Below are 15,823 nucleotides of genomic sequence, written 5' to 3' on the forward strand. Positions count from 1 at the left end.
GATGGCAGTCGTGCCGCCATTCTGTTTTGCTAACGGCGTTTCGGCGCCGCGAGATTTATTCATGCGTAAAGCAGGTGTTCGCGCACTTCGGCGACCCACGCCGCCTCGTCATGGGACGCCATGACGTCAAGATCATCTGGCTTTGCGGCGGCGTCATCAACCCACTGACGCAGCGAAGGCCCGCCATTGATCACATCGATCGCAAGCCGGTTCAGTTCGTATTCGTAAGGGAATTCGCGCCACAGCGGGTAATCCGGATAAAGCCGCCGGATCGCCTTGAACGCCAGCGCCTGTAAGCGCCAGGGCTTGAATGCGTAGTGATCATAAAAGCCAACTTCTGCATGAATCATCAATGCATTGCAGAGCACACCTGCGTGCTTGTGGAAGGTCGGTTCGAACCAGCATTCGCGCAAGCTGCAGCCTGCCAGCCACGCGGGCGCGAGGCGGCGCATTTCCCTCAGCACCGCGCCGGCGTCAACATCGGGCGCGCCGAACAGCACCTCCAGTGGCCGCGTGGTGCCGCGGCCTTCTGACAGCGTGGTGCCTTCGAGCATCACGGTGCCAGCGTAGCAGCGCGCCATGTTAACATTGGCGGCATTGGGCGAAGGGTTGATCCACAAGCGTGACGTCGGCCAGCCCCATCCGTCATCTGCATCGGGACGCCAACCCTCCATCGCCACCACCTTGTAAGCGACGTCGAGCCCGAAATGGGCGATGAACCAATGGCCCATTTCACCCATCGTCAATCCGTGACGCATCGGCATTGGTGCGGCACCGACAAAGCTTTCCTGCCCAGGCACCAGCAACGTGCCTTCGACCGGGCGTCCGGCCGGGTTGGGGCGATCGAGCACCCAGACTTCCTTGCCCGCTTTGGCGGCTTCTTCCAGCAAATACAGCAGTGTGGTGACGAAGGTGTAGATCCGGCAGCCGAGGTCTTGCAGGTCGAACAGGAACACATCGGCGCTCGACATCATCTGCCCGGTCGGGCGGCGCACTTCGCCATAAAGCGAGAATATCGGGATGCCGTAACGCGGATCCATCGCATCCGCAGTTTCGACCATGTTATCCTGTTTGTCGCCTTTCAACCCGTGCTGCGGGCCAAACGCGCTGTTGACGTTCACGCCCACTGCGATCAGCGCATCGAGGCTATGCGTAAGATCGGACGTCACACTCGCCGGGTGGGCTACCAACGCGACGCGGCGGCCCTTGAGCGCCGTCAGCAGTTCGGGATCGGCCAGCAGCCGGTCAATACCTGTCTTCATGCGTCAAGGGGTGGAGCAGCAAAGCGGCAAAGGCAATGGCATTTGCACCGATGAACGGTATCATTGGTCACGCGCCCACTGCGCCTTAAGGTGCGATGATCAACTTTCGGTTTGCCTCGGAGTGGAATTCGGGCGGGCCGGGCGGGAAAGCGAGCGCCCAATATTGCTTGCCGCCATCAGCATGTTCGACGACCGCGTTGAGCGCAACTTGCGCAGGGATCGGCAAATCGGCTGCGATCTGTGCACGCAGCACAAGTCCGCTGTCATCATGCGAACACGCCAGCGCAATCGCATCAACCGGCGCATCGTGCATCCCTTCGCGGAAGGAATCGAAGTCATAGGCGGCCCAGCGACCCGATGGTGAGAGGTTGAATTCGCGGTAATATGTCCCGCCCAGCGGCTGCCAGAATATTTCGAAGCAGGTGGTCCGCCACAGATTGTCAGCGCGTTCTGGCGCAGCGGGCCGCGGCAACACGATGGCGGGCACTTGCCCATCGAGCCGGAACTCCGCCTCGCACCCCTGCGGTGTGGCGGTTATCGAAGCTGTGACAGCGCGGATCGGGCCGAGGTCGCAGGTGCGATGGAGCATGAGCGTGTGCATTGCCCAGCTTTGCCGCTTCGGTTCCACCCTCGCAAGCCACTTCCCGTTGCCCCTCCCCCCTGTTAAGCGCCGCGACCATGAGCAATTACGAATCCGACCTGCTGCGCCTGCTGGACGAACGCGGCTATATTCACCAGATGACCGATGCGACCGGGCTTGACGCGCTGGCCGCAAAGCAGGTCGTGCCGGGCTATATCGGTTTTGACGCCACGGCACCGTCTTTGCACATTGGCAGCCTGGTGCAGATCATGATGCTGCGCCGTCTGCAACAGGCCGGGCACAAGCCGATTGTGCTGATGGGTGGTGGCACGACGCGGATCGGTGATCCTTCGGGGCGCGATGAAAGCCGCAAAATGCTGACCGATGAGGTGATTGAGGCCAATATCGCCTCGATCTTCACGGTGTTCGACAAGTTGCTGACCTTTGGTGACGGGCCGACCGACGCGGTGATGGTCAACAACCATGATTGGCTGGGTCAGCTGGGCTATATCGAACTGCTCCAGCAGGTGGGCACGCATTTCACCATCAATCGGATGCTGAGCTTCGATTCGGTGCGGCTGCGGTTGGAACGCGAACAGCCGATGACCTTCCTCGAATTCAATTACATGATCCTGCAAGGCTATGATTTCCGCCACTTGTCGCGTGAAATGGGCGCGCGCTTGCAGATGGGCGGCAGCGATCAGTGGGGCAATATCGTCAACGGGATCGAACTCGGCCGGCGAATGGACGGGACGGAACTGTTCGGCCTGACCACTCCGCTGCTGACCACCGCCGACGGCGCGAAGATGGGCAAGACGGCGGCGGGCGCGGTGTGGCTCAACGAAGATCAGCTTCCGGCCTACGATTTCTGGCAATACTGGCGCAACGTCGATGATCGCGATGTGGGGCGGTTCCTGCGGCTGTTCACCGATTTGCCGCTGGACGAAATCGCGCGGCTCGAATCGCTTGAAGGCGCGGAGATCAACGCGGCCAAGGCGGTGCTCGCGAACGAGGTGACGAAGCTGGTGCGCGGCGACGATGCCGCAACCCGCGCCGAAGCAACCGCGCGTGAGACTTTTGCCGGAAGCGGCGCAGGAGAGGATCTGCCGAGCCTCGCCGTGGGCATCGACGGGATGCGCATCGCCGCGCTGCTGACCGAACTTGGCCTCACCGCCTCAAACGGCGAGGCTAAACGCAAGCTGGCTGAGGGCGCGGTCAAGCTGGACGGCGAGATAATCACCGATCCAGCCTTCCTCGTCCAGCCAGGCGATGGTGAGACGTTGAGGATCAGCCTGGGCAGGAAACGGCACGCTCTGGTGCATTGCTGATACTGACTGGCGGACGTTCTTTACCAATTATCAGCCTTTATGCGGCATCTTTCGCTTCTGGACCAATGCGGACGGAAGGATCGCAAGACGTGGCTGGTGGAGCTAATCTCAGTGTTACCGATCTGCGCCGTGCAGCGCGCCACCCGGTCGATTTTCCGGCTATCGTCGAGCATTTTGTGCACGGCGATCTGCATTTGCACGTCTGTAACCTTTCCGCGCACGGCTTTATGGTCGATGGTGTCAGGCAATTGCAGCGCGGCGACCGCATCATCATTCGCCTCCCCGTGGTTGGCCGGATCGAAGCCTATGTGATGTGGACGCGTGATGACCGCGCGGGGCTTCAGTTCGAACGGATAATCCGGCTCGATGATTTCGTTGCGATCATCGATCAGTTGCAGCCCAACCCGCGCCTGCGCCGTTCGCGCTGACACACCTGATAGGTCAGTCTCGCCGCTGACAGATTTCATCTGCTTGGCAGCCGCATATTCGCCTGCCATGGCGCAGATATGACCGAACCAACCTCACCGCTGCAGATCGGCGATTACCGGCGCTATTGGCTCGCCCGCTTCTTCGCGGTGTTTGCGACCATGTCGATGGTCGTGTTGCTCGGTTATCAACTCTATGAAACCGCGCGCGCCGACTACGGGATGAGCGTGGCTGAGGCGTCGTTCCAGCTTGGGCTACTAGGCCTCGCGCAGTTCATTCCGTTGTTCTTGCTGACCCCGGTCGCGGGTCTGGCGGCTGATCGGTTTGATCGCCGCCATGTTGCGGCCTTTGCCAATGGGATCGACGGTTGCGTTGCAGTGCTGTTGGCGGTGATGACCTGGCAGGACGCGCTCAACATCCCGATCCTGTTCGCACTTGCTGCGGCGCATGGCACGGCGCGCGTATTCGTCGGCCCTTCAATGAGCGCGATTGCGCCGAATATTGTCCCCTCCCAGATGCTTCCGCGCGCGATCGCACTCTCATCAATCGCATGGCAGACCGCCAGCGTAGCCGGGCCTGCGGTGGGCGGGTTGATATTTGCGCGCGCCGAATGGCTGCCTCACGCGCTGTCTGCTGCAATGCTGATGGCGGCGATGGTGTTGATCCTCACCGTCCGCCCGGTTCGCGCCACGCACGAAGGCCCGCCGTTAAAGCCGCTGCGGCAGATCATCGAAGGACTGGTTTATGTGTGGCGCGAACGGTTTTTGCTGGGCTGCATCACGCTCGATCTGTTCGCAGTGCTGCTGGCTGGCGCAACCGCGCTGTTGCCGGTGTTCGCGCGCGACATCCTGTTTGTCGGGCCGGAAGGATTAGGCCTGATGCGCGCTGCCCCTGCACTGGGCGCGGCGAGTGTTGCGTTGTGGCTGTCGTTCCGACCATTGGAGCGCGAAGTGGGCATCAAGATGCTGTGGGCAGTAGCTGCGTTCGGCGCGGCCACTATTGCTTTTGCCTTTTCCCGCAACTTCATCCTGTCGCTGGCAATCCTTGCGGTGATGGGGGCGGTCGACATGGTGTCGGTGTTCATCCGGTCTTCGCTGGTGCAATTGTTCACGCCCGATGACCGGCGCGGGCGGGTTTCGGCGATTTCGGGCCTTGCGATTTCTGCCTCCAATGAATTGGGCGAGATGCAATCGGGCGTCGCCGCTGCGATCTTGGGTGCGACCGGAGCGGTTGTATTCGGCGGCGCAGGTGCGATACTCGTGACATTGGTATGGGCGTGGTATTTCCCTGAACTGCGCCGCGCGCGCAGTTTTGAACCTGCTGCGCTCAAGAGAGAGGTAACGACATGAAAGCTGACAGCATCCTTGCGACCATTGGCGCGACCCCGCATATCCGCATGGCGCGGCTGTTCCCCGATCACGAAGTGTGGATAAAATCCGAAAGGTCGAACCCCGGCGGTTCGATCAAGGATCGCATCGCGCTGGCGATGGTTGAGGATGCCGAAGCACGCGGCGCGCTGCGGCCCGGCGGCACGATTGTCGAACCGACCAGCGGCAACACCGGTATCGGCCTTGCGATGGTGGCCGCAGTCAAGGGTTACAGGCTGGTACTGGTAATGCCCGAATCGATGTCGATCGAACGGCGGCGATTGATGCTCGCTTACGGAGCAAGCTTTGACCTTACCCCGCGCGAAAAGGGCATGAAAGGCGCGATTGAGCGGGCGCAGGAGCTGGTCGATCAGACCGACGGCGCATGGATGCCAAGCCAGTTCGACAATAGCGCCAACCCCGCCATCCACGCCAGCACCACAGCGCACGAAATCCTCGCTGATTTTGCCGATGCACCGATTGATGTGATGATCACCGGCGTTGGCACCGGCGGACACCTGACGGGCTGCGCCGAGGAGCTGAAAAAGCACTGGGCCGGGTTCAAGGCTTACGGGGTTGAGCCTGAACTGTCCCCGGTCATCAACGGCGGGCAGCCCGGCCCCCACCCGATCCAGGGCATCGGCGCGGGCTTCATTCCGGGCAATCTCCACACCGCTGCAATTGATGGGGCGATTCAGGTCGGCGCTGAAGAGGCAAAGGAAATGGCCCGCCGTGCGGCTCGCGAAGAAGGGATGCTGGTAGGGATTTCATCTGGCGCGACGCTGGCGGCAATTGCGAAGAAGCTGGGTGAGCTGCCTGCGGGTGCCCGCGTGCTGGGCTTCAATTATGATACCGGAGAGCGGTATCTCTCGGTGCCCGATTTCCTGCCGGTTGAATAAGTATCCTTAACCGAGTCGCGCTATCCCGGCAGACGACCTGCCGGGAATCGCTCCAGCGGCTCGGGAGACTTCACATGAAATTCGTTCTGCTGGAATCACGTGGCGGCAATTATCTTGTCGTGGCGCAAAACATCGCGTGGCTGCGCACAGGCGAAAACGGCCAGACCAATGTCGGGATGGTGGGCGGCAGCCCCTTGCTGGTGACAGGCACGATTGAAGAAGTCGCCGCCAAAATCGAAGTGGCCTGATCAGTCGCCGGGGCGCGCCTGCGTTTGCGCCAGAATAATGCCCAGCCCGACAGAAAGCCCGGTGACAAACCGTTCGCGCCCGGTTTCAAGATATTCGTCAACGCTATGCGTCCGCCCGCCACCAGCCCCGGTACCGATGGTCAGCGCAGGGATGCCAAGGCTCATGGGAATATTGGCATCGGTAGACGACGCATCGAGACGGGACGTAAACCCGGCCGCCTGTGAGGCAGCGATGGCATCGCGCACCAGTGGGTGATCGACAGCGGTCGATCCCGCAGGGCGATCACCAATCAATTGCGGGGTAAGGGTAACGACGCCAGCATTGACCGATCGCGCCGCATTCTCACGCGCCACTGCCGCTTCGGCTGCGGCCAGCATTGCCTGTTCCAGCTTAGCCAGTGCTGCCGGATCGCTCGACCGCATGTCGATTTCAAGCAGGATTTCATTGGGGATCGTATTGACTGACGTACCGCCGCTGACCACGCTCGCCGCGTAGGTCGTCTTGGGGTCAGATGGCACGTCGATCGCGTAAAGCCTGCTGACGGTTTCGGCCATCGCGGCCATCGGGTTGACGATACCGAACGCGCCATAGCTGTGCCCGCCCGGCCCTTTGAACGCCAGACGGTAGCGGCGCGAGCCCACGGCAGCGTTGACCACACGTCCGGCATCGGCATTGTCGATCGACAGGAAGCCGGCGATGCGGCCCGCATATTCGCCCTTAGTAAACAGATGGCGCACGCCGCGAAGGTCGCCCGGCCCTTCTTCGCCCACGGTGGCCACGAACAGGATGGGATGGCTGGTCGCGACACCCTCTGCCTCCAGCAAGCGCACCCATGCGAGGATCGAGGCAAGGCCAAGGCTGTCGTCACCAATGCCCGGAGCCATCAAGCGATCGCCGTCGCGCGTCACCTTGATCGGGGTGCCTTCGGGAAAGACCGTGTCGAGATGGGCAGAGACAACGAACACGGGGCCATCTGCGGTTCCGGGCCGCAGCGCGAGCACGTTGCCTTCAGCATCAATGGTCACATCGGCCAGCCCGGCATCGCGCAGCATTGCGGCGAACAATTCCGCGCGCGCCTGCTCCTTGAACGGCGGAGCGGGGGTTTCGGTGATGCGGATCAGGTCTGCAATCACCTGATCATACTGGCTATCCAGATAGGAGTGCAATGGTGCCGACAATTGCGCGTTCGGTGCAACCTCGGCGGTGGCTGACCCTGCCGGCAGCACTATTGTCAGCGCCAGAAACGCCGCCTGCGTCATCAACCGCTTCATCATCGTTGCTTATCCCTGTTTGCCCGCGCAGCGATCCGCTGCGCCGCAGCCTTGGCCATACCAGCATTGCTGTGGCCGATGTCGCGCACGGTTTCCAGACTCCAGCCCAGCGTCGTCCCCATTGCAGCAGCCGTTTTCTGCGCTTTCGCAAAGAACGTCTGCCCGCGTGCATAGCGGTGCGGGCCTTGACGGTTGGCCTGCGGCGTCTTGCGCAGGTCTGTATCATCGGTATCGGTATCGGCGGTGCCTAACAGCACGGTAAGCGGTTTTCCAAGCGCGGCCTTCAAGGAAGCCTCGTCAATCGGAGTAGCCGCAAGGCCATAGGGGAACGCGGTGCCAAAATCGGGCATGGTGTACCAGCCGGAATTGGCTGCAATGGCCTGTTCGATTCGCGCATCGGGCATGAACAGGACATAGCGATGGACAAATTGCGCGCCCGCTGAATGGCCATAGATCGTGTAACGCTGCACCTGCGTTCCGAACCGTTGTCGCACCTCGTCGAACAGCGGTTCGATTGCGGAAAATGACCACAATGCGCGTGGCCGCGGCGAGCCATCCGTGTTGGCAAAATAACCGGTATTATACCCGCGTGAACCGGGGAAATCGGCACGGGAAAACTCGGGCGCCACCGCGATAAATCCGTGCTGACGGGCCAGCGCCGCCCATTCATCGCGGTAGCGATCGGCATCGCGGTTCACGCCGTGCATCACGAACACCACTGGCGTATCGGCCGCGACCAGGTCTGGCAGCTGGTACCACACCGGTAAGTCTGGTCCTTCCCAGCCGGAAAACACATAACGACCACTTGTTTCTGCGTTGGTTGGTTCAACCTGCCCCGCGATTGCTGGCCCCGACCCGGAAAAAGCCAGCGCCATCACCGCCAAGGCCTGCAACAATAGCCGAATAGTCAAAGCCTGCTCCTCACCACAGCAAGATAGGGTCCCGCCAACTGAACGCGAACCCACGCGCGACACACAAAGCGGACCGCCCTGTAAAAACAAGGCGGCCCGAATGCGCCTGATGTCAATGTCCCATGCGCAACCCAAGGGCGCAGTTGTGTGCAAGCGTTCCTATGCCGCAGTGGCAAACGCATCTGCTGGAAGCTTCATCATGTATTCGCTCCCCGCCTCCAGCTTGCGCCGCAACGCGCCCGCATCGGGCAGGAAACGTTCGGCGTAGTAGTTGGCCGAAACCAGCTTGGCCTCGTAAAACGCATGGTCTGACGGTTTATCGGCGAGCTTGGCCAGCGCCACCTTGGCCATCTTCAACCAGAAGAAGCCGAGAGTCACGATCCCCATGATGTGCATATAGTGATGCGCGCCTGCGCCAAGGTGATTGGGGTTGGCCATCGCGTTCTGCATGAACCACATGGTCGCCGCCTTCTGTTCGCCCAGCGCCTTTTCAAGCCGTTCGGCAATGTCTTTCAACTCTGCCACCTGCTTGCCCGCAGCGATTTCCTCGTCGATCATGGCGAAGAACAGCTGGATCGCCTTGCCGCCGCCGGCTGCCAGCTTGCGGCCGCACAGGTCCATCGCCTGCACGCCGTTGGCGCCTTCGTAGATCATCGCGATACGGCTATCGCGCACGAACTGTTCCATGCCCCATTCGCGCACATAGCCGTGCCCGCCGTAAACCTGCTGCATGTTGGTGGCGATGTCATAGCCCTTGTCGGTGCCGTAGCCCTTGATCACCGGAGTCATCAGGCCGATCAGCAGATCGGCGGTTTCACGCGCTTCTGCAGTCTGGGCCTTGTGGGTCAGATCGACCTGCAACGCCCCCCACAGACACAGCGCCCGCATGCTTTCGGTAAACACCTTGGCGTCCATCAACATGCGGCGCACGTCAGGGTGGACAAAGATCGGATCGGCCTTGGCATCGGGCTCGGCCGGGCCGGTCAGCGCACGGCCCTGACGGCGATCAAGCGCGTAGTTAACCGCGTTCTGATAGGCGACTTCGGCCTGGGCATAGCCCTGAATGCCAACGCCAAGCCGCGCGGCGTTCATCATGATGAACATCGCGGCCAGACCCTTGTTTTCCTCACCCACCATGTAGCCGGTCGCGCCGTCGTAGTTGAGCAGGCAGGTGGCGTTGCCATGGATGCCCATCTTCTTTTCGATCGAGCCGCAGGTCACGCCGTTACGCGCGCCCGGTTCACCATTTTCGTCGAGGATGAACTTGGGCACGATGAACAGCGAAATACCTTTGGTGCTGTCAGGTGCGCCGGGGGTCTTGGCCAGCACCAGATGGATGATGTTGCTGGTGAGATCATGCTCGCCTGCCGAGATGAAAATCTTGGTGCCGGTAATCGCATAAGAGCCGTCACCATTGGGCACCGCCTTGGTGCGGATCATGCCCAGATCGGTGCCGCAATGCGGTTCCGTCAGGTTCATGGTGCCCGACCATTCGCCTGAAATCATCTTGGGCAGATAGGCCGCCTTCTGTTCGTCCGATCCCTTGGCAGTAATTGCCGAAATCGCCCCGGCAGTCAGGCCCGGATACATCGCAAAGGCCTGATTGGCGGTGCCGGAATATTCCTCCAGCACAAAGCCGAGCGTATGCGGCAGACCTTGCCCGCCGAATTCCTCTGGCTGTGCCAGCGTGCCCCAACCGCTTTCGACATAGGCCTGATAGGCTTCCTTGAAGCCCGGAGGGGTGGTGACGCTGCCATCTTCATGCCGGGTGCAGCCATGTTCATCGCCCGCCTGATTGATCGGCGCGAGCACCTCAGCACAGAATTTGCCAGCCTCGTTTATCACCGTGTCGATCATGTCCGGGGTGGCATTTTCAAAGCCGGGCAGATTGCCGTAGCTCGCCAGATCGAGCACTTCGTTGACGACGAAACGCGTGTCGCGGGTTGGAGCGGTATAGGTCGGCATCACTTAATCCCTTTGGTGAACATCGTGGTTAGTGAAGGTTTCGCCCGTCTGATCGGATCAGCGCGGGTCGAGCTTTTCAATCTCGGCGACAAAATCGGTGAGTTCATTGATCGAAGAATCGATATCGTCGCGTTGCGCCTTAAGCTTGGCGATGTGCGTGCGGCATTTCTCGATCGTGACGCGGCGCTGTTCAACGCGGCCATCATCAAGATCATAAAGATCGATCATCTCGCGAATTTCGTGCAGACTAAAGCCAACATTCTTGGCACGCATGATCCACGCCAGACGCGCACGGTCTCGTTTCGAATAGACGCGGGTAAGACCGACTCGGGCGGGGTTGATCAGCCCCTCGTCTTCATAAAACCGCAGCGCGCGAGCGGTGCAGCCGAATTCGGATGTGAGATCCGATATCGTGAACTGTTCGCGGGCGTGCTTGTCGGGCCGGTCAAGATGGGCGCCGTTACGGCGCGGCTCATGACCGGTGTCCGTTTCCGAGATCGCGGCGGGGTTCTGAGCAGGTGCTGTAGCCATGGCCGCTCCATACCTTCCCTTTACGTGAGCGTCAAGTCTTGACCTTAACGAGAACAGGCCCGTCGGCGCCAGTTTCCACGCGTCGATAAAAGCAGCTTTGCTGTCCGGTATGGCAGGTCGGCCCCGCAGGCCGCGCGCGGATCACCAACGCATCTTGATCGCAGTCCACCAACACTTCTTCGACTTCGAGAACATTCCCCGAAGTCTCACCCTTCATCCACAAACGCCCGCGTGATCGTGACCAGAAATGCACGCGCCCGGTGGCAAGCGTCGCATCGAGTGCCTCACGGTTCATATGCGCCACAACCAGCACCATCGACGTTGCATGATCGACCACCACTGCGGTCAACAATCCAATGGCGTCGAATTTGGGCGCGAAAGTGGTGCCGGTCTCACGTTCATCAGTTGTCAAATGGATCTCGGTCAAATCAGGCTCCATGCGAACTTATGTTGCGTGAAGAAAGGCGTTCGATACCGTTCATAAGGGCCGCATCGCTTCCTAGCGATGATTGTTGCACGTTCACAACAGGCGCACGTAAAAAAATCGCCAGATCAAGGTTTCGCCTTCCGCATTGCCTGACACAATGAAACAAAGGCGTTAGATCTCTTAACGGAGGTTCTCAACCGAATAGCGGCACCGCCCGGTGTCACGTTTGGGGGTGGTCGGGCCGCAAACTGGCAACGGGGTGCCAGTGCGACCGATTGAACGTAAGGGACAGGATCCTGTCGGCCAACTTAGGGGGTGGCCGATAAAACCCGGAAGGGTGGATCCACACCGTTTCGTCACGTGGCGCCCGAGGCTTACAAAGCCTCGGGCGTTATGTTTTTATGGCAGGCGCTATCGATTGATCAGGCGTTTGTCAGTATCAACCCGCGCAAAGCAGGCCACCGCAATGCTGGCTGGACGGGTTTGCACGATCGCAGAGATACAGGCGCGGCTGGTCGCTCCGCTGGTAAAGACATCGTCGATCAGGATCACATCGCGTCCCGCCATAAGGCCTGCCCTCGCTGCGTTTAATACGATCGCGCCTGCCAAGGCCCTATCGCGCGCTTCGCGGCCCAGACCGCCCAAACTCGGCGTGCGCTTTCGGCGGATAAGCCCATCGACACAGGGTTCACCCTTTCCCAGGCAAGCCAGTTCGTTGGCCAGCAATGCTGCCTGATTGAACCCGCGGTGCCATAATCGCCAGCGATGCAGCGGGACTGGCACCAGCAACGGCGGGATGGCGGTTGCGGGCAGGCGTGCTGCGATCATGCTGGCAAGCAAGCGGGACAGCGCAATTCGCCCACCATGTTTGTAAGCCAGCACCAGCTTGCGCGAGGTGTCGTTGTATAGCGTTGCCGCGTAAATCGGTGTGCTGCCTACCTCCTCCGCCCCAGCCGCCGGGATATCGAGCGAGGCCCAGCATTCACCGCACAGCCCGTGCTGATCGGCAAGCGCGACACCGCACGCAGGGCAGCGCGGCGGATAGATCATATCCACCACAGGACGAATACCTTGGGCTAGCTGAGCGACCACTGCCATCCACGCAACTGTCGCATGGCTTGCGCTATACTGGCAAGCGCGGCAGGGCGCTGATGATGAGCCTGAGCCAAGTCCCCACCATCTTTTCGGAACGCCGCCGCGTGGCACGCGTCCTTCGCTCTGCCAAGCGCCGCCTGCATCGGGGTGATACAGCCAGCTTTCTGATCGATGATATTGCCGATGACATGATCGAACGCCTAGGCTTCGTCCGGCACAAGCCCAAGAGCGCATTGGTGATCGGCACCGGCGGCCATACGCTTGCGGATTATCTGACGTGCGGCGATGCCGCGCTGACTTTCGGCGCTACCGCCGATTCGGCGCAGCCGCTGCCCGAAAGCGGCTATGATTTTATCGCCGTTATCGGTCAGTTTGATGCGGTCAATGACCTGCCCGGCGCCCTTATTCACTTGCGCAACGCGTTAACCCCCGGCGGGTTGGTGATCGCCAGTTTTATCGGCGGCCAAAGCTTGCGCGCCCTGCGTGCTGCGATGCTCGCTGCTGAGCCTGATCGTCCGGCTGCGCGCATTCATCCGATGGTCGATGCCCGCGCCGCGCCGCAATTGCTCCAGCGCGCAGGCTGGAAAGACCCGGTGGTTGATACCCACACGCTGACCGTGCGCTATTCCAATCTCGACCGACTGGTTGCAGACCTGCGCGATCAGGGGCTGGGCAATGCGCTGGCACGCCCCGGCCCGCCGCTTGGCAAAGCCGCCTTGGCCCGCGCCCGCGCCGCTTTCGCTGAACGGGCCGATGACGATGGCAAAACCACAGAAACCTTCGAGATCGTCACCCTGACCGGGCGGCGTTCCCTCGCCGGAACCTAACCCTTCGCCAGCGCGGCCTGTGCCGCTGCCAATCGCGCAATCGGCACCCGGTATGGTGAGGCGCTGACATAATCGAGCCCGACCTTTTCGCAAAAAGCAATGCTAGCCGGATCGCCGCCGTGTTCGCCGCAAATGCCCAGCTTGATACCCGGCCGCGTCGCCCTGCCCCGCTGCGCCGCCAGTTCGACCAACTGGCCGACGCCCTCGATATCAAGGCTGACGAAGGGATCGCGCGGGAAAATGCCTTTGTCGACATAGGTGCTGAGAAACTTTGCCGCATCATCGCGCGACACACCCAGTGTCGTCTGCGTCAAATCATTGGTGCCGAAACTGAAGAACGCACCCTCCTCGGCAATCTCGCCCGCCATCAACGCTGCGCGCGGCAGTTCGATCATCGTGCCGACGAGGTATTCCACTCGCGTGCCGACTTCGGCGAACACCGCTTCAGCCACCCGGTCGATCAACGCGCGCAAGATCGCCAATTCGCGCTTGGTCGCGACCAGCGGGATCATGATTTCGGGCAACGGCGCCTCACCGCTTGAAGCCTTCACCGCGCACACGGCTTCGAAAATCGCGCGCGCCTGCATTTCGTAGATTTCAGGATAAGTGATCCCAAGGCGGCAGCCGCGATGGCCCAGCATCGGGTTGAATTCGTGCAGCTCACCCGCCCGGCGCTTGAGATGATCGACCCCCAGCCCGGTCGCATCGGCCAGTTCGGCAAAATCCTCATCCGCGTGGGGGAGGAATTCGTGCAGTGGCGGATCGAGCAAGCGGATGGTGCACGGCAGCCCAGCCATCACCTCAAAGATCGACGTAAAATCAGCGCGCTGTTCGGGCAGTAGTTGATCCAGCGCGCGGCGGCGGCCGGCCTCGTCATCGGCAAGGATCATCTGGCGCACCAGGCTGATCCGGGACGCTTCAAAGAACATATGTTCCGTTCGGCACAGCCCGATGCCTTCCGCGCCGAATTGCCGCGCCATGCGGCAATCTTCTGGCGTTTCGGCATTGGTGCGCACCTTCATCCGCCGCAATTCATCGGCCCAAACCATCAGCGTGCCGAAATCGCCCACCAGTTCCGGCTCAACCGTGGGCACGATGCCGAGCATGACCTGCCCGGTTGCACCATCGAGCGTGATCGCATCACCTTCCGCCAGTTCGTGCTGCCCGATCCGCAGCGTGCGGGCCGCGCGGTCAATCGACACCGCGCCTGCGCCGGACACGCAAGGGCGGCCCATTCCGCGCGCGACCACCGCCGCGTGGCTCGTCATTCCGCCTCGCGCGGTGAGGATACCCTGTGCGGCGTGCATCCCGTGAATATCCTCGGGCGAGGTTTCAACGCGCACGAGAATCACCTTCTCCCCGCGCCCGGCCCATTGTTCAGCCGTATCGGCATCAAGCACGATCTTGCCCGCCGCCGCGCCCGGCGATGCAGGAAGCCCGGTGGTCAGCACATGGCGTTCGGCCTTGGGATCGAGGGTCGGGTGGAGCAATTGGTCGAGCGCCATCGGATCGACCCGCCGCACCGCCTCACGCGTGTCGATCAGACCTTCTGCCACCATATCGACCGCCATCTTGAGCGCGGCCTTGGCGGTGCGCTTGCCCGAGCGGGTTTGCAGCATCCACAAGGTGCCGCGTTCCACGGTAAACTCGATGTCCTGCATATCCTTGTAATGCAGTTCGAGCAGATCGAACACGCGGGCCAACTCGGCATAGGCATCGGGCAGCGCCTCTTCCATGCTCAGCGGCTTGGCCCCGGCGGCTTCGCGTGCGGATTTGGTGAGGTATTGCGGTGTGCGGATGCCCGCGACCACGTCCTCTCCCTGCGCGTTGATCAGGTATTCGCCGTAATAGGCGCGCTCCCCCGTCGCCGGATCGCGGGTAAAGGCGACCCCGGTGGCGCTGGTGTCGCCCATATTGCCGAACACCATCGCCTGCACATTGACCGCGGTGCCCCAATCGGCGGGAATGTCATTCAACCGGCGGTAAACCTTGGCGCGGTCGCTATCCCAGCTATCGAACACCGCGCGGATGGCGCCCCACAGCTGTTCGTGGACGTCCTGCGGGAACGGGCGGCCCAGTTCCTGTTCGACAATCCCTTTGAATTCGCTGACCAGCGCCTGCCAGTCTTCAGAGGTCATCTCGGTATCGTTATAGAAGCCGTTGTCTTCCTTGACGATCTCCAGCGCTTCTTCAAACAATCCGTGATCGAGGCCGAGCACGACGTCGGAATACATCTGGATAAACCGGCGATAGGAATCCCACGCGAAGCGGGCGTCCCCCGATGATGCCGCCAGGCCTTTGACGGTCGCATCGTTGAGGCCGAGATTGAGCACGGTGTCCATCATCCCCGGCATCGAAACCCGCGCGCCTGATCGCACCGATACCAGCAGCGGATCGCCCGCATCGCCGAAATTCTTGCCCACGCTCCCCTCAACATGGGTTAACGCAGCGGCGACGGCGGCTCGCAATTTGTCCGAGAAATCCGCGCCATCTTGCAGATAACGCACACATTCTTCGGTGGTGATGGTGAAGCCCGGCGGCACCGGCAGGCCGATGCTGGCCATTTCGGCAAGGTTTGCGCCCTTGCCTCCGGTGATGGTTTTATCCTTCTGGCGCGGGTCGGAATGGTCGGCTTTGCCCCCAAAAACATAGACCGTCTTCAATGTCATGGCAGTTCCCGAGCAG

At 61.3% G+C, this 15,823-nt stretch carries 15 protein-coding genes; 6 read left to right on the plus strand and 9 right to left on the minus strand.

Annotation, left to right across the window (positions count from 1 at the left end):
- Window positions 1–59 precede the first annotated feature (59 nt).
- Together ABIE62_RS12355 and ABIE62_RS12360 are read right to left on the minus strand one after the other, a co-directional pair.
- Entirely contained in the window at window positions 60–1,262 is a 1,203-nt protein-coding gene (locus ABIE62_RS12355; RefSeq protein WP_354326427.1) for an exo-beta-N-acetylmuramidase NamZ family protein, read from the minus strand.
- A gap of 85 nt (window positions 1,263–1,347) precedes the next feature.
- Complete coding sequence (locus ABIE62_RS12360; protein WP_354326429.1) at window positions 1,348–1,863, minus strand: DOMON domain-containing protein; 516 nt, start codon at window positions 1,861–1,863, stop codon at window positions 1,348–1,350.
- 77 nt (window positions 1,864–1,940) lie between these two features.
- Between ABIE62_RS12360 and tyrS the strand changes: the two genes are divergently transcribed.
- From tyrS to ABIE62_RS12385, 5 genes are all read left to right on the plus strand, one after another.
- Entirely contained in the window at window positions 1,941–3,170 is a 1,230-nt protein-coding gene (gene tyrS, locus ABIE62_RS12365; RefSeq protein WP_354326431.1) for a tyrosine--tRNA ligase, read from the plus strand.
- Between the two features lie 89 nt (window positions 3,171–3,259).
- Entirely contained in the window at window positions 3,260–3,598 is a 339-nt protein-coding gene (locus ABIE62_RS12370; RefSeq protein WP_354326433.1) for a PilZ domain-containing protein, read from the plus strand.
- Between the two features lie 78 nt (window positions 3,599–3,676).
- Window positions 3,677–4,945 carry an MFS transporter gene (locus ABIE62_RS12375; RefSeq protein ID WP_354326435.1) on the plus strand — a complete coding sequence of 423 codons (1,269 nt, stop codon included), beginning with the start codon at window positions 3,677–3,679 and terminating at the stop codon, window positions 4,943–4,945.
- On the plus strand, window positions 4,942–5,862 hold the full coding sequence (gene cysK / locus ABIE62_RS12380) for a cysteine synthase A (protein ID WP_354326437.1): 921 nt from the start codon (window positions 4,942–4,944) through the stop codon (window positions 5,860–5,862). Before ABIE62_RS12375 ends, cysK begins: the two co-directional genes overlap by 4 nt.
- A gap of 74 nt (window positions 5,863–5,936) precedes the next feature.
- On the plus strand, window positions 5,937–6,110 hold the full coding sequence (locus tag ABIE62_RS12385) for a hypothetical protein (protein ID WP_354326439.1): 174 nt from the start codon (window positions 5,937–5,939) through the stop codon (window positions 6,108–6,110).
- On the opposite strand, the gene ABIE62_RS12390 is transcribed toward ABIE62_RS12385, so the two are convergent.
- From ABIE62_RS12390 to ABIE62_RS12415, 6 genes are all read right to left on the minus strand, one after another.
- The gene (locus ABIE62_RS12390) at window positions 6,111–7,385 is read right to left on the minus strand and encodes a M20/M25/M40 family metallo-hydrolase (RefSeq protein WP_354326440.1); all 1,275 of its coding nucleotides are present in this window, start codon (window positions 7,383–7,385) and stop codon (window positions 6,111–6,113) included.
- Window positions 7,382–8,293, minus strand: coding sequence for an alpha/beta hydrolase family protein (locus tag ABIE62_RS12395; protein WP_354326442.1), 912 nt, complete (start codon window positions 8,291–8,293; stop codon window positions 7,382–7,384). The genes ABIE62_RS12390 and ABIE62_RS12395 overlap by 4 nt, the downstream gene beginning before the upstream one ends.
- A gap of 159 nt (window positions 8,294–8,452) precedes the next feature.
- On the minus strand, window positions 8,453–10,258 hold the full coding sequence (locus tag ABIE62_RS12400) for an acyl-CoA dehydrogenase C-terminal domain-containing protein (RefSeq protein WP_354326444.1): 1,806 nt from the start codon (window positions 10,256–10,258) through the stop codon (window positions 8,453–8,455).
- 57 nt (window positions 10,259–10,315) lie between these two features.
- Window positions 10,316–10,789 carry a MerR family transcriptional regulator gene (locus ABIE62_RS12405; protein ID WP_354326446.1) on the minus strand — a complete coding sequence of 158 codons (474 nt, stop codon included), beginning with the start codon at window positions 10,787–10,789 and terminating at the stop codon, window positions 10,316–10,318.
- A gap of 31 nt (window positions 10,790–10,820) precedes the next feature.
- Window positions 10,821–11,216, minus strand: coding sequence for a phosphoribosyl-AMP cyclohydrolase (gene hisI, locus ABIE62_RS12410; RefSeq protein ID WP_354326448.1), 396 nt, complete (start codon window positions 11,214–11,216; stop codon window positions 10,821–10,823).
- 411 nt (window positions 11,217–11,627) lie between these two features.
- Window positions 11,628–12,314 carry a ComF family protein gene (locus ABIE62_RS12415; RefSeq protein WP_354326449.1) on the minus strand — a complete coding sequence of 229 codons (687 nt, stop codon included), beginning with the start codon at window positions 12,312–12,314 and terminating at the stop codon, window positions 11,628–11,630.
- A 101-nt stretch (window positions 12,315–12,415) separates the two neighbouring features.
- Between ABIE62_RS12415 and ABIE62_RS12420 the strand changes: the two genes are divergently transcribed.
- Window positions 12,416–13,138, plus strand: coding sequence for a methyltransferase domain-containing protein (locus ABIE62_RS12420; RefSeq protein ID WP_354326451.1), 723 nt, complete (start codon window positions 12,416–12,418; stop codon window positions 13,136–13,138).
- Here ABIE62_RS12420 and ppdK read toward each other — a convergent pair.
- The gene (gene ppdK / locus ABIE62_RS12425) at window positions 13,135–15,807 is read right to left on the minus strand and encodes a pyruvate, phosphate dikinase (protein WP_354326453.1); all 2,673 of its coding nucleotides are present in this window, start codon (window positions 15,805–15,807) and stop codon (window positions 13,135–13,137) included. The genes ABIE62_RS12420 and ppdK overlap by 4 nt on opposite strands.
- Window positions 15,808–15,823: the final 16 nt, after the last annotated feature.

This window comes from Porphyrobacter sp. MBR-155 (assembly GCF_040547625.1).
Classification (GTDB): Bacteria; Pseudomonadota; Alphaproteobacteria; order Sphingomonadales; family Sphingomonadaceae; genus Erythrobacter.

Excerpts from the sequence above, each read along its gene's own strand:
- ABIE62_RS12355 (WP_354326427.1), bottom strand. The coding sequence starts at position 1,262 with ATGAAGACAGGTATTGACCGGCTGCTGGCCGATCCCGAACTGCTGACG.
- ABIE62_RS12360 (WP_354326429.1), bottom strand. The coding sequence starts at position 1,863 with ATGCACACGCTCATGCTCCATCGCACCTGCGACCTCGGCCCGATCCGC.
- tyrS (WP_354326431.1), top strand. The coding sequence starts at position 1,941 with ATGAGCAATTACGAATCCGACCTGCTGCGCCTGCTGGACGAACGCGGC.
- ABIE62_RS12375 (WP_354326435.1), top strand. The coding sequence starts at position 3,677 with ATGACCGAACCAACCTCACCGCTGCAGATCGGCGATTACCGGCGCTAT.
- cysK (WP_354326437.1), top strand. The coding sequence starts at position 4,942 with ATGAAAGCTGACAGCATCCTTGCGACCATTGGCGCGACCCCGCATATC.
- ABIE62_RS12385 (WP_354326439.1), top strand. The coding sequence starts at position 5,937 with ATGAAATTCGTTCTGCTGGAATCACGTGGCGGCAATTATCTTGTCGTG.
- ABIE62_RS12390 (WP_354326440.1), bottom strand. The coding sequence starts at position 7,385 with ATGATGAAGCGGTTGATGACGCAGGCGGCGTTTCTGGCGCTGACAATA.
- ABIE62_RS12400 (WP_354326444.1), bottom strand. The coding sequence starts at position 10,258 with ATGCCGACCTATACCGCTCCAACCCGCGACACGCGTTTCGTCGTCAAC.
- ABIE62_RS12405 (WP_354326446.1), bottom strand. The coding sequence starts at position 10,789 with ATGGCTACAGCACCTGCTCAGAACCCCGCCGCGATCTCGGAAACGGAC.
- ABIE62_RS12415 (WP_354326449.1), bottom strand. The coding sequence starts at position 12,314 with ATGGCAGTGGTCGCTCAGCTAGCCCAAGGTATTCGTCCTGTGGTGGAT.
- ppdK (WP_354326453.1), bottom strand. The coding sequence starts at position 15,807 with ATGACATTGAAGACGGTCTATGTTTTTGGGGGCAAAGCCGACCATTCC.